The 18,904-nt window shown below is 45.3% G+C and carries 19 protein-coding genes and 1 other RNA gene; 6 read left to right on the forward strand and 14 right to left on the reverse strand.

What is annotated here, in order from left to right; translation table 11 throughout:
• Nucleotides 1-2: 2 nt before the first annotated feature.
• The 6 genes from murE to rsmI all read right to left on the reverse strand — a co-directional run bounded on the left by murE (nt 3) and on the right by rsmI (nt 6,441).
• A complete protein-coding gene (murE, locus tag QMY49_RS12595) occupies nt 3-1,478 on the reverse strand; it encodes a UDP-N-acetylmuramoyl-L-alanyl-D-glutamate--2,6-diaminopimelate ligase (RefSeq protein ID WP_283311823.1) in 1,476 nt (491 codons plus the stop codon).
• A gap of 62 nt (nt 1,479-1,540) precedes the next feature.
• Nucleotides 1,541-3,346, reverse strand: a complete 1,806-nt coding sequence (locus QMY49_RS12600) for a peptidoglycan glycosyltransferase FtsI (RefSeq protein WP_005447785.1) — start codon at nt 3,344-3,346, stop codon at nt 1,541-1,543.
• Entirely contained in the window at nt 3,343-3,660 is a 318-nt protein-coding gene (ftsL, locus tag QMY49_RS12605; protein WP_005428577.1) for a cell division protein FtsL, read from the reverse strand. Before ftsL ends, QMY49_RS12600 begins: the two co-directional genes overlap by 4 nt.
• Nucleotides 3,661-3,665: 5 nt before the next feature.
• Entirely contained in the window at nt 3,666-4,616 is a 951-nt protein-coding gene (gene rsmH / locus QMY49_RS12610; protein WP_005447784.1) for a 16S rRNA (cytosine(1402)-N(4))-methyltransferase RsmH, read from the reverse strand.
• Nucleotides 4,617-4,792: 176 nt separating this feature from the next.
• Nucleotides 4,793-5,221: RNase P RNA component class A (gene rnpB / locus QMY49_RS12615), an RNA gene on the reverse strand.
• Between the two features lie 356 nt (nt 5,222-5,577).
• The gene (gene rsmI, locus QMY49_RS12620; protein ID WP_005447783.1) at nt 5,578-6,441 is read right to left on the reverse strand and encodes a 16S rRNA (cytidine(1402)-2'-O)-methyltransferase; all 864 of its coding nucleotides are present in this window, start codon (nt 6,439-6,441) and stop codon (nt 5,578-5,580) included.
• Nucleotides 6,442-6,509: 68 nt separating this feature from the next.
• Here rsmI and QMY49_RS12625 point away from each other — a divergent pair, with 68 nt between their 5' ends.
• The 4 genes from QMY49_RS12625 to QMY49_RS12640 are packed head-to-tail and all read left to right on the forward strand — an operon-like array spanning nt 6,510 to nt 9,934.
• Complete coding sequence (locus QMY49_RS12625; RefSeq protein WP_009697603.1) at nt 6,510-8,321, forward strand: penicillin-binding protein activator; 1,812 nt, start codon at nt 6,510-6,512, stop codon at nt 8,319-8,321.
• The gene (locus tag QMY49_RS12630; protein ID WP_038897790.1) at nt 8,308-8,676 is read left to right on the forward strand and encodes a YraN family protein; all 369 of its coding nucleotides are present in this window, start codon (nt 8,308-8,310) and stop codon (nt 8,674-8,676) included. The genes QMY49_RS12625 and QMY49_RS12630 overlap by 14 nt, the downstream gene beginning before the upstream one ends.
• A gap of 3 nt (nt 8,677-8,679) precedes the next feature.
• On the forward strand, nt 8,680-9,270 hold the full coding sequence (locus QMY49_RS12635; RefSeq protein WP_005447772.1) for a phosphoheptose isomerase: 591 nt from the start codon (nt 8,680-8,682) through the stop codon (nt 9,268-9,270).
• Between the two features lie 22 nt (nt 9,271-9,292).
• Nucleotides 9,293-9,934, forward strand: coding sequence for a BON domain-containing protein (locus QMY49_RS12640; protein WP_005447770.1), 642 nt, complete (start codon nt 9,293-9,295; stop codon nt 9,932-9,934).
• Between the two features lie 63 nt (nt 9,935-9,997).
• On the opposite strand, the gene sspB is transcribed toward QMY49_RS12640, so the two are convergent.
• The 8 genes from sspB to zapE form a co-directional block, all read right to left on the reverse strand.
• Nucleotides 9,998-10,477 (reverse strand): ClpXP protease specificity-enhancing factor, encoded by a 480-nt coding sequence (gene sspB, locus QMY49_RS12645; RefSeq protein WP_005447768.1) that lies wholly within the window; start codon nt 10,475-10,477, stop codon nt 9,998-10,000.
• A gap of 19 nt (nt 10,478-10,496) precedes the next feature.
• A complete protein-coding gene (sspA, locus tag QMY49_RS12650; RefSeq protein ID WP_005436105.1) occupies nt 10,497-11,132 on the reverse strand; it encodes a stringent starvation protein SspA in 636 nt (211 codons plus the stop codon).
• A 96-nt stretch (nt 11,133-11,228) separates the two neighbouring features.
• The gene (locus QMY49_RS12655) at nt 11,229-11,966 is read right to left on the reverse strand and encodes a cytochrome c1 (protein WP_009697600.1); all 738 of its coding nucleotides are present in this window, start codon (nt 11,964-11,966) and stop codon (nt 11,229-11,231) included.
• Nucleotides 11,963-13,228, reverse strand: coding sequence for a cytochrome b (locus tag QMY49_RS12660; RefSeq protein WP_005447764.1), 1,266 nt, complete (start codon nt 13,226-13,228; stop codon nt 11,963-11,965). Before QMY49_RS12660 ends, QMY49_RS12655 begins: the two co-directional genes overlap by 4 nt.
• A complete protein-coding gene (gene petA, locus QMY49_RS12665; protein ID WP_005436095.1) occupies nt 13,228-13,818 on the reverse strand; it encodes a ubiquinol-cytochrome c reductase iron-sulfur subunit in 591 nt (196 codons plus the stop codon). The genes QMY49_RS12660 and petA overlap by 1 nt, the downstream gene beginning before the upstream one ends.
• A gap of 547 nt (nt 13,819-14,365) precedes the next feature.
• A complete protein-coding gene (gene rpsI / locus QMY49_RS12670) occupies nt 14,366-14,758 on the reverse strand; it encodes a 30S ribosomal protein S9 (protein WP_005436094.1) in 393 nt (130 codons plus the stop codon).
• A 15-nt stretch (nt 14,759-14,773) separates the two neighbouring features.
• Nucleotides 14,774-15,202 carry a 50S ribosomal protein L13 gene (rplM, locus tag QMY49_RS12675; protein WP_005372872.1) on the reverse strand — a complete coding sequence of 143 codons (429 nt, stop codon included), beginning with the start codon at nt 15,200-15,202 and terminating at the stop codon, nt 14,774-14,776.
• A 254-nt stretch (nt 15,203-15,456) separates the two neighbouring features.
• Nucleotides 15,457-16,560 carry a cell division protein ZapE gene (gene zapE / locus QMY49_RS12680; RefSeq protein WP_005447762.1) on the reverse strand — a complete coding sequence of 368 codons (1,104 nt, stop codon included), beginning with the start codon at nt 16,558-16,560 and terminating at the stop codon, nt 15,457-15,459.
• A gap of 196 nt (nt 16,561-16,756) precedes the next feature.
• Between zapE and zapG the strand changes: the two genes are divergently transcribed.
• Both zapG and QMY49_RS12690 read left to right on the forward strand, forming a co-directional pair.
• Nucleotides 16,757-17,200 (forward strand): Z-ring associated protein ZapG, encoded by a 444-nt coding sequence (gene zapG, locus QMY49_RS12685; protein WP_005447760.1) that lies wholly within the window; start codon nt 16,757-16,759, stop codon nt 17,198-17,200.
• A 218-nt stretch (nt 17,201-17,418) separates the two neighbouring features.
• Nucleotides 17,419-18,786 carry a Do family serine endopeptidase gene (locus QMY49_RS12690; RefSeq protein WP_005447751.1) on the forward strand — a complete coding sequence of 456 codons (1,368 nt, stop codon included), beginning with the start codon at nt 17,419-17,421 and terminating at the stop codon, nt 18,784-18,786.
• Nucleotides 18,787-18,904 lie beyond the last annotated feature (118 nt).

Genomic DNA, 18,904 nt, shown 5'->3' on the forward strand with positions numbered 1-18,904 from the left:
GATCAAAGCCCCAATAATGTCATGGCTGACTCGCGGTCAGAGTAGTGAATGGTTCCAGAATTTAGAACTTGATAGTCTTCATGACCTTTACCAGCCAGAAGAATAATGTCTTGAGAAGAGGCATTTTCAAGTGCATAAGACAGTGCTTTGAAGCGGTCGTGTTGCACAATAGCATCAGCTGGCTTAGTTAACCCTGCCAGCATATCTTTCATGATAAGAGCCGGATCTTCACTGCGTGGATTGTCGTCCGTCAGAACCACTTTATCACCCAAACGCTCAGCAATTTCCGCCATCATTGGGCGTTTTCCAGCATCACGATCGCCCCCACAACCGAAGATAGCCCAAAGATTACCTTGGCAATGAACACGAAGCGCTTGCAGCGCTTTTTCCAAAGCATCAGGTGTATGAGCATAATCCACAACCACTTTCGCGCACTCTTCCGCTTGAAACAGTTCCATTCGACCAAGTACAGGCTGCAACTGTGCAGCCGTTGCAAGCAAGCTCTGTTTATCGAAACCTAGGCTAAGCAACGTTGTAAATGCCAACATTAGGTTCGCTGCATTAAATTCTCCGATCAGCGGAGCATGTAATGTGCCCTCACCAAACTTGCCGCTAAACTCAATCGTAATGCCTGATTCTGCATAAGCAATATGATTAGCAAACACTGTATGCCCAAAATCTGTCGTTGGTTTGAGTGATACGGCTAGAGCATTAGGAAGCTGTTTCGCCCAAGTTGCACCGACTACATCGTCTACATTGATGATTGCGTGTTCGCATTGATGGGCTGTAAATAGGGTAAGTTTAGCTTTAGCGTACTCTTCCATAGTGCCGTGGTAGTCTAGATGATCTCGGCTTAGGTTAGTAAATACGCCCGCAGCGAAAGACAGAGCCTTAACACGACCTTGAATCAGACCGTGGGAAGAAACCTCAAGCGCAGTGTATTGCGCTTTTTGCTCAGCGAGGGAAGCAAGTGTCTTTTGGATTTCAACGGCGTTGCCCGTTGTATTTGCAGCTTCTTGCAGGTTATCAAGGAAACCATTACCCGTTGTACCCATAACCGCTGCTTTTGCACCGACTAAATCAATCCACTGAGCAATCAGTTGAGTGATGGTGGTTTTTCCGTTCGTACCTGTGACACCAATCAACTCCATATTTGGATAGTGGTACAACTGACCCGCAATTTGAGATAAGCATTTGTCTAATGCATCAAGATAAACAACTGGTACGTCGTTAATCATCTCAATCGAGCCATGCGCTTTTACATCACAGGCTTGAGCGATAACCGCGTTCGCTCCTTGTTCAATTGCTGTTGGGATAAACTGACGTCCATCGACAACATGACCGATAATGGCAACAAACGTGGTACCAGATTGAACTCTTCGGCTATCGAGTTCCAATTCAGAGACAAGGATAGAGGACAAGCTAGGGCAATCTACCCAAGTGGAAAGCAGCGTGTCCATACTGATGGCTTTAGTCATATATGTTCTCCGAGCATGCGCTCAGCTTTCTTCATTTTGTTTCTTAGCAGACTTATATAAGCCTACTGTTGGAATTTATTTTCGTCAGGGGCAACATTCAAGATTTGCAGCGCACCTTTCATGATTTCAGAAAAGACAGGAGACGCTACTGAACCACCGTAGTAATCATCACCTTGTGGCTCATTCACAATCACTACCAACGCAATTCGCGGGTCGCTCACAGGCGCAAGACCAGCGGTATACGTAATGTACTCATCACTATAGCCACCTGCTGTCGCTTTACGTGACGTACCGGTTTTTGCCCCGACTCGGTAACCTGGAACAGCCGCTCTTCGAGCTGAACCACCTTTTTGTGTTACCGTCTCTAGCATATCTAACACTTGACGAGCATGCTCTTTGCTCACCACTTGGCGTGACATATCGTTATCGTTACTTTCGATAATATGAATTGGTTCGTATTTTCCTAAGTTGCCTAGCGTCGCGTACGCATGAGCAAGCTGAATTGGCGTGATGGATAAGCCGTAACCAAAAGAAATCGTTGCTCGCTCAATAGGAGACCAACGAGAGCGGCTTGGGAAAATACCGGTCACCTCACCAACCAAGTTCAAGCCGGACAATTCGCCCAAACCAACAGAGCTATACAAACCCAATAACGCTTCCACTGGCATTCGCATCGCAAGCTTGGTCACACCGATGTTACTCGATTTTTTCAAAATCTTGGTCAGGCTTGCTTTACCTACTTTGGACACGTCACGAACACGGCTACCACCGAGTTGAAGAATGCCATTTCCGGTATCGACGATCGTATCTTTGTCCGCCACACCATTTTCTAAAGCGGCTAAGATCACGAATGGCTTAATCGTCGAACCAGGCTCCATTGAGTCGGTAATAACTCGGTTACGCATCTTGTAGCTTTGCCAGTCGCTGCGGTTATTTGGGTTATAAGATGGCGCATTCACCATCGCCAACACGGCACCTGTTTTTACATCAAGCATTACTGCAGAGCCGGAAGTTGCACGGTGATCGGCTACAGCTTGCTTAATTGCACGATACGCGATGGCTTGCAGTCTTTGGTCAATGGTCAATTGCAGCGGCTTACCTTCTTGCTTCTCTTCCAAAGCAATGTTCTCGACGACACGGCCATAACGGTCTTTACGAATGGTTTTCTTACCCGCAGCGCCAGTCAGCCATTCATCGTAGCTACGTTCAACACCTTCTAAACCATGTCCATCAATGCCTGTTACACCGACTAAATGGGCACTAACTTCACCTGCGGGATAGTAACGACGAGATTCGGATTTCAACCCCACACCCGGCAGCTTTAACTCTCGAATGTAGTTCGCCATCGCTGGACTTACTTGACGTTGAAGGTAAATAAAACGGCGGGATTCGTTCTTCTTAATTTTGTTAATCAGACCTTGGCGATCTAAGCCAAGCACGTCTGCAAGTGCGTACCAACTTTTAGTTTGCTGCAGTGCGCCTTCTTTAAAGATGGTTTTCGGGTCTGCCCAAACGGCTTCTACCGGTACGCTCACTGCCAGCGGTTCACCGTTACGGTCAGAGATGATCCCACGCGCGGAAGGAATGGCTTTTACGCGGATAGAACGAAGATCACCTTGCTTGATAAGGTTGTCTGGCTCGATGATTTGAATGTAAGCCACGCGCCCAACGAGAAGAGCGAAGGCACAGAAGACAAAAAACAGCAGCAAGTGAAAACGCCAGCGAATCAAAAATGACTCTGGTTCTGCCGTTACTTCTGTTTCTTTTGTTTCTTTGGTGGGTTGCGGTTTTGCTGCAGAAACTTTCTTTTCTTTTGCAGCAGACTTGCGCGTATTTCCTTGTTTAGATTTGGCTTTCTTTCCAATCATTTTAGCGTGATAACCACTTCTTTATCGCCATCTGGTCGTTTCATTTCAAGATCCTTCTTTGCCAAGTCTTGAACGCGACTGTGTTCTGCGAGAGCTGTTTCTTCCAACATTAGGTTGCGCCATTCGCTGTCCAATCGCTCCCGCTCAACCAATGTATGATCTTTTTCAGTGATCGCTTGACGCGCATGGTGGGTTGCAAACACCACTCCCATTGCGGTTGCGAAGATCAAAATCATCAACAACAACGACCAGCGACCGACGGTAATCAAATCCGTCGCTATCAACTTAGCAAGGTTAGGAGTGGTTTTCGTCATAATAATTAAAGCTTTTCTGCAATTCTTAGCACTGAGCTTCGAGAACGCGGGTTCATGTCAATTTCTTGCTTAGTTGGTTTGATAGCTTTACCAACAGGCTTCATGTTTGCACTACCCAGAGCACGAATTTGCTCTTCTGTCATTGGAATACCGTGTGGCACTTCTGGACCTTTACTCTCTTTACGAATAAAGCGTTTTACCATACGGTCCTCTAAAGAGTGGAAACTGATCACTGATAAACGTCCCTCTGGAGCCAAGATGCTCGCAGCGCCTTTTAGTGCTGTATCAATTTCTTCTAATTCACTGTTGATGTAAATACGAAACGCCTGAAAAGCACGAGTCGCTGGGTGTTTTTTCTCTTTGAAACTCTTTGGAGCGGCATCCGAGATCAATTTAGCTAATTGACCAGTACGAACCATAGGCTCGTTTTCTTCATCTTCGCGGTATGCCACGATCGCTTTCGCTATGCGACGTGCGTGTTTGTCTTCACCGAACTCGCGAATGACCCAAGTAATGTCATCCAAATCCGCTTCCATCAACCATTGAGAAACGGGGATACCTGATGTTGGGTCCATACGCATATCTAGTGGACCATCTTTCATAAAGCTAAAGCCACGCTCAGCATCATCTAACTGTGGAGAAGACACGCCAAGATCAAGCAGGACACCGTCAACTTTACCAACTAAACCGTATTCTTCTGCGTACTTCGCCATACCAGAAAATGGACCATGAATGATGGTAAAACGAGGGTCGTCGATTTTGCTCGCTTCTGCGATAGCCTGTGGATCACGGTCGATACTGTATAGACGACCATTCTCCCCGAGCTTCGACAAGATAGTTCGGCTGTGACCGCCACGGCCAAATGTTCCATCGATATAGATACCATCGGGTTTGATAGCCAAGCCATCAATGGATTCATTTAATAACACTGAGATATGTTGAAATGTTTCGGTCATAGCTTTCTCGTTGAATGATCTTGAAGCGATTCTTTAGTGTACTGATTTCCCACATCATCGCCACCTCAAGTCTAAAGTTAGACGTGATTCAGCGCCAAGTTTATTGGTAATGACATAGTTTGCGTCAATAAAATGCAAAAAACCCATCACTACCGAAGTAGGGATGGGTCTCGAATAGGTGGAGCCGACACATAAGCCGGGTTCTGTTCCGCTTGCGCGGCGGTAGCCATTCGTCTAGGCCAGCAATCACTCACTGGCTCGAGCAACCTACCCGCCTCCTTACGCGAGCAACGCAATGTGGAGGCCTATTTGGTCTTGCTTCAGGTGGAGTTTACCCTGCTACGAACTATTACTAGTCGTCCGGTGCGCTCTTACCGCACCCTTTCACCCTTACCTGTGCCCTAAGGCCATCGGCGGTCTTCTCTCTGCTGCACTTGTCGTAGGCTTGCGCCCCCCAGGCGTTACCTGGCACCTTGCTCTATGAAGCCCGGACTTTCCTCCCCTTTGTCAGTCTCCCGAAGGACGTCAACGTCAGTCTCCCAAAGGGACTTCGACGTCAGTCTCCCGAAGGACATCAACAAAGCAGCGACTACCCAGTCAGCTCCGATGGCGGATTGTATAGAGTTATCCCTTCTGAGTCTAGTGAGATCACAGATATGATGAAATGAGGATGTTAATTGCTCAGAAAACAAACAAGAATACTTAAATTGGGGGAACACTGCATTGCCGGATTAGAGAACCGGGAGCACGATACCCCGAAGAGAGAACGTTGTAGGTAAGCTTAAAAAATAAAAAGGAGAACCGAGTTGATGGTTCTCCTTTCAAACAGAAATTCCCTTAAGATAAATGAACGTCTTGGGATATATTGATAGCTGAGCGCAGGATTAAGACCGCTATATTCTCGAGTCTCACCTCCAGAAGCGAAGCGTTTCCAAAGTGCTGGCGTTCGTTCTAGAAGCTTTTAACCCAAATTCTCCAAGCCCCACTTGTATAAAGCATTCTTCTTCAAACTGTAGATTTCAGCGGCAAGCGCAGCGGCTTTCTTCAATGGTAACTCTTTAGTCAAGATGCCCAATGTACGCGTCGCTTCATCAGGTAGGCTCTCTTCCGTTGAATCTCGGTGACCATGAATCAGTAATACCATCTCGCCACGTTGTTGGTTATCGTCACTCTTCACCCACTCAATCAACTCACCAAGAGGCATTCCTTGAATAGTTTCAAAGGTTTTGGTTAGTTCACGGGCCAATACCACTTCACGTTCTGGACCAAGAACGTCTAACATATCTTGTAGAGAGTCTAAAATACGATGCGGAGATTCGTAGAAGATACAAGTACGTTCAACAGAAGCAATCTCCAAGAACTTGTCTTTACGACCTTTACTTTTCGGTGGTAAGAAGCCTTCGAAACTGAATCGGTCAGATGGTAGACCTGAAGCACTTAACGCAGTGATGACCGCACACGCACCAGGAAGAGGCACAACTCTTACGCCCGCTTGACGACATTTTGTCACCAAATGGTATCCTGGATCACTTATTAGCGGCGTACCAGCGTCAGAAACCAATGCGATAGACTGACCTGACAGTAGCTTTTCAACTAGAACTTGTGCTTTTTGTTGCTCGTTGTGATCATGCAGCGCAAAAGTTTTGGTTTGGATATTGAAGTGAGACAGTAATTTGCCTGTATGTCGAGTATCCTCAGCGGCAATGATGTCCACATTCGACAGAACTTCGATAGCACGTTGAGTGATATCCGCTAAATTTCCGATTGGAGTCGGTACGATGTATAGAGTTGGCCCCTCATTCGGCAACTTATTTTTATCTGTCATTTGTTTACCATCACTTCAACGATTAATATAGAGACAATTTTGTACAAAATTATAGAGAACTCACGGCAATGATGAACCATAAGAGACTCAGTGTACCACGCTTACTCACTCCTGTTGCACTGGCAATTACGCTCGCCGCCTGTTCTTCAGGTCCGCGACAACCAGATAGCGTAGATATTACACTTGAGCCGACACAGTCTGTTCAGAACTACATGATTCAAGCTGATAGCACCGAAGGTAGCCTACAAAACGACTGGTTGATCATGGCAACCAAAGCGGCAATCCAAGCAAATGAGTTAGACCAAGCTGAGCTGTTAATCAAACGTCTTTCTCGTCAGCAACTGAGCGAAGTTCAACAGGCTGAGTGGCAATTGGCTCGTGCGACCTTACAGCAAAAGCAAGGTAAATACTCACAATTGCTGCAAGGGCTGAACTTTAAACCTTGGTGGAAACTGCCAAGCGAACAGTGGAAAGACTACTACGAGTTGCGCGCGGACGCTTACCAAAGCTTAAACCAACCGTTTGAAGCAAACCGCCAATTGGTAGCCGAAGGCCAATACGCGTCATCAGCAGAGCAACGTGAGATCTCTAGCCGTATTTGGATGAACTTCGGCAGTTACTCTGAAAATGAACTGACGGCATTGCAAACTGAACCAAGCGAAGACGTACTAGATGGTTGGCTACAATTAGCGATCTATGCAAAAACGTTATCGAGCAATATTCCTCAGCTTAAAAACACGCTTGAGCACTGGTTAAGTGAAAACCCTTCACATCCAGCAGCGGTTTATACTCCTGCAGAAATTCAAAACATCCTCTCGTTAGAGATTGTGAAACCAAACAACACAGCGCTTCTGTTACCGCTAACGGGTAAATTTGCTCCGCAAGCACAACTGATCCGAGATGGTTTCATCTTTGCGATGATGAACGACCAAGCACGAGATCCAAGTGCGACGCTGACGGTGATTGATACACACGCTTACAGCGCTGATCAAATCAAACAGCGCTTAATCAATGAGAACATCGATTTTGTCGTTGGTCCTCTACAAAAAGAAAACGTAGAGAAGCTACAAGCGACATTAGACGGTTCCGAAACAGGCGTGAAAATTCCAACATTGGCACTTAACATTCCGGAAGAAGTGCAAGCTGGCACAGACATGTGTTACCTAGCACTTTCTCCAGAGCAAGAAGTTGCACAGGCAGCCAAGTACCTATTCAGCCAAGGCTACCAATTCCCAATGATCTTAGCGCCAAACGGAGCTTATGGTCAGCGTGTTGTTGAAGCGTTTAATGAAGAGTGGAGCAAATACAGCTCAAACAAAGTTGCGACTAGTTACTTTGGTGATAAACGCCAACTGCAAAAGAACATTAATGGTGTATTTGGCTTACAAGAGAGTCAGCAACGCATCGCACAAATGCAGTCTCTGATGCGCATCTCTTTAGAGAGCCAACCTCGTAGTCGTCGTGATGTGGATGCGGTATATATTGTCGCACGCAGTTCCGAACTGACGTTGATCAAGCCATTTATCGAAGTCGCGATTAACCCAGATGCAAAACCGCCTAAGTTGTTCTCTAACTCTCGCAGTAACAGTGGTGGCGCAACTTACGAAGATCTATCAGGTGTGGCGTACAGCGACATTCCGATGTTAATCAATCCAGATCCAACCATCGCGACACAAATGAATGAGCTATGGCCAGATCAATCCAATATGGAAAAACGCTTAGAAGCATTAGGTATGGACGCATACAAACTGCTTGGTGAGTTACCGCAAATGAAGTTACTACCGGGCTACTCAGTTGATGGTCAAACAGGTGTATTGAGTATCAACAACAACTGTGTAGTACAACGTGAGTTAGACTGGGCCGAGCGTGGGGCTCTTTAGTAAACGACAAATCGGCAATCAATACGAAACCCTGGCGAAGCGATATTTGCAGCGTCAGGGTTTGCGCTTTTTAGATCAAAACTTCCTAACGAAAGTCGGCGAAATTGATTTAATTTTCCAACAAGGTGAAACTATCATCTTTGTTGAGGTCAAATATCGTAAGAATGATGCTTTTGGCTCTGCAGCAGAAATGGTCACCTACGCAAAAATGCGTAAACTAGTCAAAACAGCTCAAATTTGGCTAAGCCAGCAAAAATGCTCGGCACACACTATCGATTATCGGTTTGATGTTATTGCCATTCACGACAGTGGTCGAGACATCAACTGGATACAAAATGCAATCTCTGAAGGATAAACGATGCTAGACAGCATTAAAGACAGTTTTACAGAAAGTATTCAAATTCAAATCGCTGCAGCAGAAGCACTACCAGATGCAATTACTCACGCTGCTCAGGCAATGGTTTCAAGCTTACTCAACGGCAATAAAATCCTATGCTGTGGCAACGGGGGCAGTGCGTCGAATTCACAACAATTTGTCTCTTGTCTTTTGAACCGATTCGAAACAGAGCGCCCTAGCCTACCAGCAATGACGTTGACGGCGGATAACACAACGCTCACTGCCGTTGCCAATGACTACCACTACCAAGAGATCTTCTCCAAGCAAGTACGCGCTTTTGGTCAGCCGGGCGACATCTTGCTCGCAATCTCTACCAGTGGTAACAGCAAAAACATCATCAAAGCAATGGAAGCCGCGGTAACTCGCGATATGACGATCATTGCTCTTACTGGTAAAGATGGCGGTGAAATGGCTGGCTTGCTTGGTGAAAATGATGTGGAAATTCGTATCCCATCACATCGAACAGCACGCATCCATGAAGTACATATGGTGACCCTTCATTGCTTGTGTGACCTTATCGACCAAGTTCTTTTCCCTGCTCACGAAGAATAATTGAAATTGAGAGTTTAGAAATATGATACGTAGTCTTGTCATTTTATTTGCAGCACTCAGCATGAGTGGCTGTGCGGGTTTGTTTATTGCAGGGGCAGCAACTACTGCCAATATCGTTACAGATACACGTACAACCAAAGAAATTTGGCAAGACAACAACATCGAATTTGAAGTTGCAGCGATTGGCAATAAAGCACCATTCAAAGGAAAAGCTCGCGTCGTTGCGAGTTCATACAATGGGACCGTTGTATTAATGGGACAAGCCCCAACTCGCGAACTGATTAATGAGTTTGAACGTCGAGCTCGTGCTGTAAGTGGTGTGAAAAATATCCATAACCAGATCAAACAAAAAGAACCATTGAGCGTAACTCAAATCAGCAACGATAGCTGGATCACCACCAAGGTTAAATCAGCATTACTGACTGATAGCGAGTTAAATGGCATCAAAGTAAAAGTGATTACTGAAGACAGCGATGTATTCTTGTTTGGTTACGTCACGCCACAACAAAGCGATCGAGCAACAGAGATTGCACGTAATATCTCAGGCGTAAAACAAGTGATTAAAGGCTTCCAATATGGTGATGAAAAGCCATTAAAAGTGGAAGAACCAGAAACAACACAGCCTGAAGCAACAGTCACTGAATTAGGCTCTCAAGTGAACTAGCTAGACAGTTGTTTAATACAACTTAGCAGATAATAAAAAAGCAGCGTGGGCACGCTGCTTTTTTTATTTGATAACTCGTAAGCTTGGTCTGCCTTTCGGACGAGGAGCTTCTTCCTCTTCAGACTCCGAGTCCATGACTTCTGAATCATCACTCACGGTAGTAAAAGTTGGTGACTGTTCTTCTTCAACAATCCCTTCTTCTTCGATATGAGTGTACGCTTCTTCAGGTTCAAACATGGTGCCAGCACCATTCTCTCGAGCGTAAATCGCTTGTACCGCATAAACCGGTACGATCACTGAATGAGGGCGACCACTAAAACGAGCATGGAAGGTAATCGCATCATTACCCAACTCAAGTTGACCAACAGCACGTGGAGCAATATTCAAGATGATTTGACCATCTTGAATAAACTCAACTGGTACACGCACACCCGGCATCGTTGCATCAACCACCAAGTGAGGAGTTAAGTCGTTGTCTACCAACCAATCGTAAAATGCACGAAGCATATACGGACGGCGAGCAGTCATTTTTGCAATATCCATAACGTGTTATCTAAATCGCTTAGCGAACTAGGCGCATTTCACGTTCAGCTTCAGTTAGAGAAGCAAGGAATGAATCACGCTCAAATACGCGGTTCATGTAAACTTTGATCTCTTTTGAACCAGGACCTACAAGGTCGATACCTAGTTGAGGCAGACGCCACAATAGTGGAGCTAGGTAGCAGTCGATTAGGCTGAACTCTTCGCTCATGAAGTATTCGTATTCAGCGAAGATTGGCGCTAGAGTCAGAAGATCGTTACGTAGTTTAGTACGTGCTTTTTCTGATTCTTCCGCGTTACCCTTAACAACTTTTTCAGCTAGTGAGTACCAGTTGCGTTCAATACGGTACATCATCAAACGGCTGTTACCACGAGCAACTGGGTAAACAGGCATTAGAGGTGGATGAGGGAAACGCTCGTCCAAGTACTCCATGATGATTTTTGAATCGTAAAGAGCTAGCTCACGGTCCACAAGAGTTGGTACTGATTTGTATGGGTTCAGTTCCACAAGCTCAGCAGGAAGGTTAGCTTCATCAACAAGCTCAACTTCAACACTTACGCCTTTTTCAGCTAATACGATGCGAACCTGATGGCTATACAAATCTGATGCACTTGAGAAAAGAGTCATCACAGAACGTTTATTGGCAGCTACAGCCATGGAGCCCTCCAGCACACTTACAAATAAAAATAATGGAGGCTAAGCCTCCATTATTCGTCAATTAAAATTGGGAATTAGCACGGTATGATAGCACAATTAATGCACATCACGCCAATACTCTTTCTTGAGCATCACGACAACAATTGTTAGTAGAACGAGGAAGCCCATCACCCACCAACCAAGCGCATGACGCTCTAGTTGAACTGGGTCGCCTGAGTAAACTAGGAAGTTAACTAGGTCACCAACCGCTTTGTCATATTCGCCAGAGCTTAGCTCACCAGTACCGTCTGTTTCAGTACCTACAACGACCTGAACTTCCTCACCATCAACCACTTTCGTGCCGTATACTGGAGTAGGAATGCCTTGAAGCTCTTCAAGTACATGTGGCATACCAACGCTTGGGAATACAATGTTGTTCACACCAAACGGACGTGATGGGTCAACATAGAAAGAGCGTAGGTAAGTGTACAGCCAATCTGCACCACGAACTCGAGCAACAAGAGTTAGATCCGGTGGCGGAGCACCAAACCAATCACCAGCTTGCTTTGCAGGCATTGCGTTCACCATAAGGTCACCAATTTTCGCTTCAGGGTCGAAAATCAGGTTTTCCTTCATTAGGTCAACAGGAATATCCAAGTCTGTTGCCACTCGCTCGTAACGCTGGTATTGCGTTGAGTGACAAGCAAAACAGTAGTTCATGAATAGCTTCGCGCCGTTTTGTAGCGAAGCTTTATCCGATAGATCCACGTTCGCTTTGTCTAGCGGTACGTTGGCACCCGCTGCCATCGCAAGAGATGGCAACATAGCAAATAGAATTACAATCCACTTCTTCATTTGAATGTCACCCTCTCTGGTAATGGTTTGGTCGCTTCATTTTTGCTGTAGAAGAACAGCAGGACAAAGAACATGAAGTAACACAAGCTAAAGATCTGAGACAAAAGCGTGTACAGCGGCGTTGCCGGTAGTGCACCCAAAATACCCAGAGCGATAAAGGCGATAGTGAACTGAACAATATTCAATAGGTGAATTTTGCTGCGGTAACGGTAAGAACGAACTTTACAACGATCCAACCAAGGTAGAACAAACAGTACTGCAATTGACGCACCCATTAGGATTACACCCAATAGCTTGTCTGGAACCGCACGTAAGATTGCGTAGAATGGTGTGAAGTACCAAACAGGAGCGATATGCTCAGGTGTCTTCAGTGGGTTTGCAGCTTCAAAGTTAGGTGGCTCAAGGAAGTATCCACCCATTTCTGGGTTGAAGAACAGCACATAACAGAAGAAGAACAAGAAACCAGCCACACCAACTAGGTCCTTAACCGTACCGTATGGATGGAAAGGAATCGAATCGATGATGTCGTATTTCTTCGTGTAGTAATCGTGGAACTTGAACTGTGTTTCGTAATCGTCGCCCATTGAGCCTTTTGGTAGCTTAGTCTCGATACCATCCGGGTTGTTAGAGCCAACTTCGTGTAGTGCCAATACGTGCAGAACAACAAGAAGAAGTAGAACGATAGGTAGCGCAATAACGTGTAGTGCGAAGAAACGGTTTAGCGTTGCACCTGAGATGATGTAGTCACCACGGATCCAAAGCGTTAAGTCATCGCCAATAACAGGAATCGCACCAAATAGAGAAATGATTACCTGAGCACCCCAGTATGACATCTGACCCCATGGTAATAGGTAACCCATGAAAGCTTCAGCCATTAGAACCAAGAAGATCAACATACCGAAGATCCAAAGTAGCTCACGAGGCTTTTGGTATGAACCGTAAATCAGACCACGGAACATGTGCAGGTAAACAACAACGAAAAACGCTGACGCGCCAGTTGAGTGCATGTAACGCAACAACCAGCCGTAATCAACGTCACGCATGATGTATTCGATAGAAGCAAACGCACCATCACCAGAAGGAACGTAGTTCATTGTTAACCAAATACCGGTTAGGATTTGGTTAACCAGTACCAACATTGCCAGAGAACCGAAAAGGTACCAAAAGTTGAAGTTCTTAGGCATTGGGTATTCAGACAAATGCTTTTTATAAGCATTCATCGCGGGAATTCGTTTTTCAACCCAGTCTAGTAGTGCTTGCATTATGCGTCTCCCTCATCAACACCGATCATGAGCTTCGTATCACTCAAGTACATGTGCTTAGGAACCACAAGGTTCAGAGGTGCAGGAACACCTTGGAACACTCGACCAGCCATATCGAATTTAGAACCGTGACATGGACAGAAGAAGCCAGACTTAACGCCTTGAACTTGCTCGGAGAACGTGTCAGGTAGATAGGTCGGTGAACAACCTAAGTGAGTACAGAAGCCAACTGCCACGAAATACTCAGGCTTGATCGAACGATGCGCGTTCTGAGCATAAACTGGCTGTTGTTCCATTTCTGATTGTGGGTCACGAAGCTGTCCGTCGATGTTCTTTAGGTTATCCACCACTTCTTGAGTGCGACGTACAACCCATACAGGCTTACCTTGCCACTCAACACGAACCATCTGACCAGCTTCGATTTTACTGATATCCACTTCCACCGGTGCACCCGCAGCTTTTGCTTTGGCGCTCGGATTCCATGATTTGATAAAAGGCACGGCGACGGCAGCTGCCCCTAATCCACCAACAACTGCCGTTGTAGCGGTTAGAAAACGCCTGCGACCGTTATTTAAAGGCGCGTTGCTCATCCAAACATTCTCCCATTTGCTCCCTTTGGATCGTTATTATTCCGCTTATAAGAGCATGGCTAACAAATAATGAATTTAGTTCTATTTATTGGGGGGAAATGATAAAGAAAACCCTACTTTTTGACAAGATAAAGCTACCTTTTTGTAACAATTGTGAGGCAAATCGCTCACGCCGTCACAAAAGCGGCAAAATTATAAAAAATAGATGTGATTTGTAACAAGAAAGCGAAACGAAGAATGGCTAAGAATGGGATAAAAAGCCTTGTATTCCGGCTGTTTTCAGTCGATTACATAGAAAGATATGTCAAGAATGTGAAGGGACTCCCCACTTTTGTTATCTCCGTCTTGTAGCACGAATAAATCCAGAAAAAGTGCAGATAAAACATTCAAATGTTGCGAGGATATTAAGTGGCGATGTGAAGTTCGATATGAAATGAAAAAACGCTTTTCCACGCATTAGAAAAACAAAAAGCTCGGCATATAGCCGAGCTTTGGTACACAGTATCCAGAGAAACTCTGGAACAGCATAATTTCCGATAAAAGGAAATTAACGCTTAGAGAACTGTGGACGACGACGTGCTTTACGTAGACCAACTTTCTTACGTTCAACGCAACGAGCGTCACGAGTAACGTAACCAGCTGCACGTAGAGTAGGACGTAGAGACTCATCGTACTCCATAAGAGCGCGAGTGATACCGTGACGGATAGCACCAGCTTGACCAGAAATACCGCCACCTTTAACAGTAACGTATAGGTCTAGCTTCTCAGTTAGTTCAACTAGCTCAAGAGGTTGTTTAACAACCATGCGAGAAGTTGGACGACCGAAGTACTCATCAAGGCTACGCTTGTTGATTACGATGTTGCCGCTGCCTGGTTTGATGAAAACACGCGCAGCTGAGCTTTTGCGACGGCCAGTGCCGTAGTATTGATTCTCTGCCATTTTCGAAATCCCCAATTAGATGTCTAGTACTTGTGGTTGTTGAGCAACATGGTTGTGCTCAGCGCCCGCGTAAACTTTAAGCTTACGGTACATAGCACGGCCTAGAGGACCACGTGGAAGCATGCCTTTAACTGCAAGCTCAAGAGCCATCTCAGGTTTACGATCGATCAACTTTTCAAAAGTGATAGATTTTAGACCACCTGGGAATTCAGAGTGACGGTAGTACACTTTGTTCTTAGCTTTGTTACCAGTTACAGCAACTTTCTCAGCGTTGATAACGATGATGTAATCACCAGTGTCAACGTGAGGAGTGTATTCAGCTTTGTGTTTGCCACGTAGGCGAGATGCAATTTCACTTGCTAGACGGCCAAGAGTTTTACCCTCTGCGTCTACAACGTACCAGTCGCGTTTTACAGTTTCTGGTTTAGCAACGAAAGTTTTCATGCTAATAATAACCCGTTAATTAAAATTTAAACTTTAAAGGAACACCCAATAGTGCTCCCACACTGTCTAAGAGCCCAGTCATCACCCCTTCGAGTCGTTGGTACTCTCGACCTTCTATGTCGAAATAACTTCGATAATCAGGTCTGCAGTAACGGTGGGTCGCAGGATTATAGAGAAGAGCGAAGAAAAAATCACCTTTTTTTGCGTTAAATCACGAATTTTTTCTTCACTTTTTTAAGATGAGTTGTCGATTTTTACGCCAGATGCTCTCTAGCGAGGTATTCATGGCTTTGCATCTCAGTCAATCGAGACAAACAACGTTTAAATTCGAACTCTAACTGCCCTTGCGTATACAGAGACTCCATCGAGACTTCTGCAGAAATAATCAGTTTCACGTTACGTTCGTAAAATTCATCGACTAAAGCGATAAAACGTCTTGCTGCATCATCAATCTTACGATCCATCTGCTTCACCTCTGCCAACAATACCGTATGGTAAATACGCGACAGTTCAATATAGTCATTCTGACTGCGTGGTGTCTGGCAAAGTTGCTCAAAAGACGCATGTAGCACGCCATCACTTGCTTCAATTACTTTCACTTCACGATGATTTACTTCAATGCTGTGTGCTGCGACCTTTCTTTCGCCAATCAACTGGTGGTAGTACTTATTGAGATTGACGGACGCTTGTTCATCTAGCGGATAATGGTAGATTTCAGCTTGTTGCAGCGTTCTTAGACGGTAATCCACTCCACTGTCGACATTAAGCACGTCACAGCGCTGAATGATCATGTCTATCGCTGGTAAGAAGCGCGCCCGTTGTAAGCCATTACGGTACAAGTTTTCAGGTTCAATGTTGGATGTTGCAACCAAAATCATCTGGCGTTTAAACATCTCTTGCAGCAATGTCGCTAAAATCATCGCATCGGTAATGTCAGAAACAAAAAACTCATCGAAGCAGACCACATCCGCTTCTTTTTTGAATAAGTCAGCGACTTTTGACAGTGGATTTTCAACTTCCCCTAACCGCTTGAGTTCATCATGGACTCGATACATAAAGCGGTGAAAATGCACTCGCATCTTTCGTTCTGTAGGCAACGCGTCAAAAAACGCATCCATAAGATAAGTTTTACCACGCCCAACACCACCCCAAAAGTAGAGCCCTTTCGGCGGTTCTGGTAATTCTGGCTTTTTACCAAGTAATTTCTGCCAAGTGCTAAGCTGAGGAATAGGCGCAGACTGAAACTCTGCAATCGCATGGTAAAGATTGTCTAAAGCAACGACAGCGTTATATTGGGCTTCATCACGCTGGAATCCATGCTCTGCTATGTCTTGTTGGTATCGTTTTAATGGTGTCATGGTATAGAGTCGTATCAGAGGTACAGAAAAAATTGTCACCTCGGGGTCAGCGTTGAGCATAGAGAGAGGTAGATATCAGTCCCCGAAGACTTACCGCTATTTTTCTTTATCGGCTGTTCAAGCCATAGTAACATGGACAAGCACCGCGTGTAACTAAGTAGTAAAAGACTTGTTAAAACAACTATAAGGAGCAGTTATGCCTTGGATTTATGCCATTGTGGGTTTGCTGGTCGGTACAATCGTAGGCGTAGTCATTAGTAGACTAACCACCCCCGAATACAAAAAACAAAAGTCTGTGCAAAAAGAGCTGGAAGCAGCCAAATTTGAACTAGAGCAACAACGTCAAGAGCTCGTCGATCACTTTGCACAAACTGCAGAAATGCTGGACACCTTAGGTAAAGATTATACCAAGCTATACCAGCACATGGCGAAGACGTCTTCTGAACTTCTGCCAAACTTGCCTGAGCAAGACAATCCATTCGATAAGAAGACTGCAATGTCATCTGATAAAGTCGAAGAGGATCAATCAGACGTCAATGAACAACCAAAAGACTATGCCAACGGCGCAACTGGTCTTTTAAAAGATCAGGAAAAAGAAATCATCGACGCACCTGAAGCAGTCACAGCGAAAGCGTCTTAATCCCCTTATCCTGCCTAATTGGGTCAATACATTCACATTTCTTATCAATTTGTATTGACCCTTGTTGAACTTTTCTTAAGCAACTCATCTCTAACAACTTGTGTGCTGCCGCCACGTTTTGATTGTCCGAATTCGTCCCTATATTAATTACTATCAATAAGAGACAAAGCATTCGGATATTTCTTTTTTGGCAGACCCGTTTCAAGAGGAGTTATTGGATGAAAAAACCATTGCTTGCGTTAACCGTTCTATCTTTAAGCTTGGGTTCAATCATCACCCCAGTCACCGCAACAGCGGCGCTTCCACTCAGTGTGGATGGGGAGCAGTTACCTAGTCTTGCCCCAATGCTCGAAAAAGTAACCCCTGCGGTTGTGAGTATTGCGGTCGAAGGCAAACAAGTTCAAACCAGTCGTATTCCAGAGCAGTTTCAGTTCTTCTTTGGTCCTGATTTCCCGACAGAACAAACTCGTGAGCGTCCGTTCCGAGGTTTAGGTTCTGGTGTCATTATTGACGCTAAGAAAGGTCAAATCGTAACGAACTATCACGTCATCAAAGGCGCTGATGACATTCGTGTCCGTCTATATGATGGCAGAGAGTACGATGCGGAACTCGTCGGCGGAGACGAGATGTCAGACATTGCCTTGCTTAAGCTCGAAAAAGCTAAAGACCTGACACAAATTAAAGTCGCGGATTCAGACAAACTACGCGTAGGTGATTTTACCGTAGCCATTGGTAACCCGTTTGGTCTAGGTCAGACAGTGACATCCGGCATCGTTTCTGCACTGGGTCGAAGCGGCTTAAATGTCGAAAACTTTGAAAACTTCATTCAAACCGATGCAGCAATTAACAGTGGTAACTCCGGTGGCGCTTTGGTTAATCTCAATGGTGAACTGATCGGCATCAACACCGCCATTCTTGGTCCAAACGGAGGCAACGTCGGTATTGGCTTTGCGATTCCGTCCAACATGATGAAAAACCTAACTGATCAAATCTTGGAGTTTGGTGAAGTAAAACGCGGCATGCTTGGTGTTCAAGGTGGTGAAGTCACTTCTGAGTTGGCAGAAGCTCTGGGCTATGAATCAAGTAAAGGTGCCTTTGTTAGTCAAGTGGTTCCGGACAGCGCCGCTGACAAGGCTGGTCTAAAAGCTGGTGATGTCATCGTTTCGATTAATGGCAAAGCGATTGATACGTTCGCCGAGCTTCGCGCGAAAGTCGCAACTTTAGGGGCTGGTAAAAAAGTCACGCTTGGCGTTGTCCGAGACGGTAAGAAGAAGAGCTTTGATGTGACCTTGGGAGAATCAACCAATGTCAAAGCGAAGGCTGAGACTCTACATGAAGGACTCAAAGGCGCTGAGCTTAGCAATACGACACCAAGTGATTCTATCCAAGGTGTGAAGGTAACGAGCGTTGCTGAGAACTCGCCAGCAGCACAATATCAGTTGGCAGAAGGCGACATTATCATTGGTGTAAACCGTAAACGCGTGAAGAACTTAGCGGAGTTACGTGCGATTGTAGAGAAGCATCAAGGTGTACTCGCGATCAACGTTCAACGCGGCGATCGAACGGTTTACCTCGTTATCCGCTAATCGTGTTGAGTTAACAGCAATCACGTAGGCTGAAGTAAACGTGCGTTAACCACATCGATATTCGTGAAAACGCTCGAACACTTTACCTCGTATGTCATGGTTTTATAAAAGGGTAAGA

Origin of the sequence: Vibrio harveyi (assembly GCF_030060435.1) — a bacterium.
Taxonomy (GTDB): Bacteria; Pseudomonadota; Gammaproteobacteria; order Enterobacterales; family Vibrionaceae; genus Vibrio; species Vibrio harveyi.

Excerpts from the sequence above, each read along its gene's own strand:
- zapG (WP_005447760.1), top strand. The coding sequence starts at position 16,757 with ATGCCTTGGATTTATGCCATTGTGGGTTTGCTGGTCGGTACAATCGTA.
- QMY49_RS12655 (WP_009697600.1), bottom strand. The coding sequence starts at position 11,966 with ATGAAGAAGTGGATTGTAATTCTATTTGCTATGTTGCCATCTCTTGCG.
- rsmH (WP_005447784.1), bottom strand. The coding sequence starts at position 4,616 with ATGACCGAAACATTTCAACATATCTCAGTGTTATTAAATGAATCCATT.
- QMY49_RS12690 (WP_005447751.1), top strand. The coding sequence starts at position 17,419 with ATGAAAAAACCATTGCTTGCGTTAACCGTTCTATCTTTAAGCTTGGGT.
- zapE (WP_005447762.1), bottom strand. The coding sequence starts at position 16,560 with ATGACACCATTAAAACGATACCAACAAGACATAGCAGAGCATGGATTC.
- rpsI (WP_005436094.1), bottom strand. The coding sequence starts at position 14,758 with ATGGCAGAGAATCAATACTACGGCACTGGCCGTCGCAAAAGCTCAGCT.
- rsmI (WP_005447783.1), bottom strand. The coding sequence starts at position 6,441 with ATGACAGATAAAAATAAGTTGCCGAATGAGGGGCCAACTCTATACATC.
- petA (WP_005436095.1), bottom strand. The coding sequence starts at position 13,818 with ATGAGCAACGCGCCTTTAAATAACGGTCGCAGGCGTTTTCTAACCGCT.
- murE (WP_283311823.1), bottom strand. The coding sequence starts at position 1,478 with ATGACTAAAGCCATCAGTATGGACACGCTGCTTTCCACTTGGGTAGAT.
- QMY49_RS12660 (WP_005447764.1), bottom strand. The coding sequence starts at position 13,228 with ATGCAAGCACTACTAGACTGGGTTGAAAAACGAATTCCCGCGATGAAT.
- QMY49_RS12625 (WP_009697603.1), top strand. The coding sequence starts at position 6,510 with ATGATGAACCATAAGAGACTCAGTGTACCACGCTTACTCACTCCTGTT.
- rplM (WP_005372872.1), bottom strand. The coding sequence starts at position 15,202 with ATGAAAACTTTCGTTGCTAAACCAGAAACTGTAAAACGCGACTGGTAC.
- QMY49_RS12640 (WP_005447770.1), top strand. The coding sequence starts at position 9,293 with ATGATACGTAGTCTTGTCATTTTATTTGCAGCACTCAGCATGAGTGGC.
- ftsL (WP_005428577.1), bottom strand. The coding sequence starts at position 3,660 with ATGACGAAAACCACTCCTAACCTTGCTAAGTTGATAGCGACGGATTTG.
- QMY49_RS12600 (WP_005447785.1), bottom strand. The coding sequence starts at position 3,346 with ATGATTGGAAAGAAAGCCAAATCTAAACAAGGAAATACGCGCAAGTCT.
- QMY49_RS12635 (WP_005447772.1), top strand. The coding sequence starts at position 8,680 with ATGCTAGACAGCATTAAAGACAGTTTTACAGAAAGTATTCAAATTCAA.
- sspB (WP_005447768.1), bottom strand. The coding sequence starts at position 10,477 with ATGGATATTGCAAAAATGACTGCTCGCCGTCCGTATATGCTTCGTGCA.
- sspA (WP_005436105.1), bottom strand. The coding sequence starts at position 11,132 with ATGGCTGTAGCTGCCAATAAACGTTCTGTGATGACTCTTTTCTCAAGT.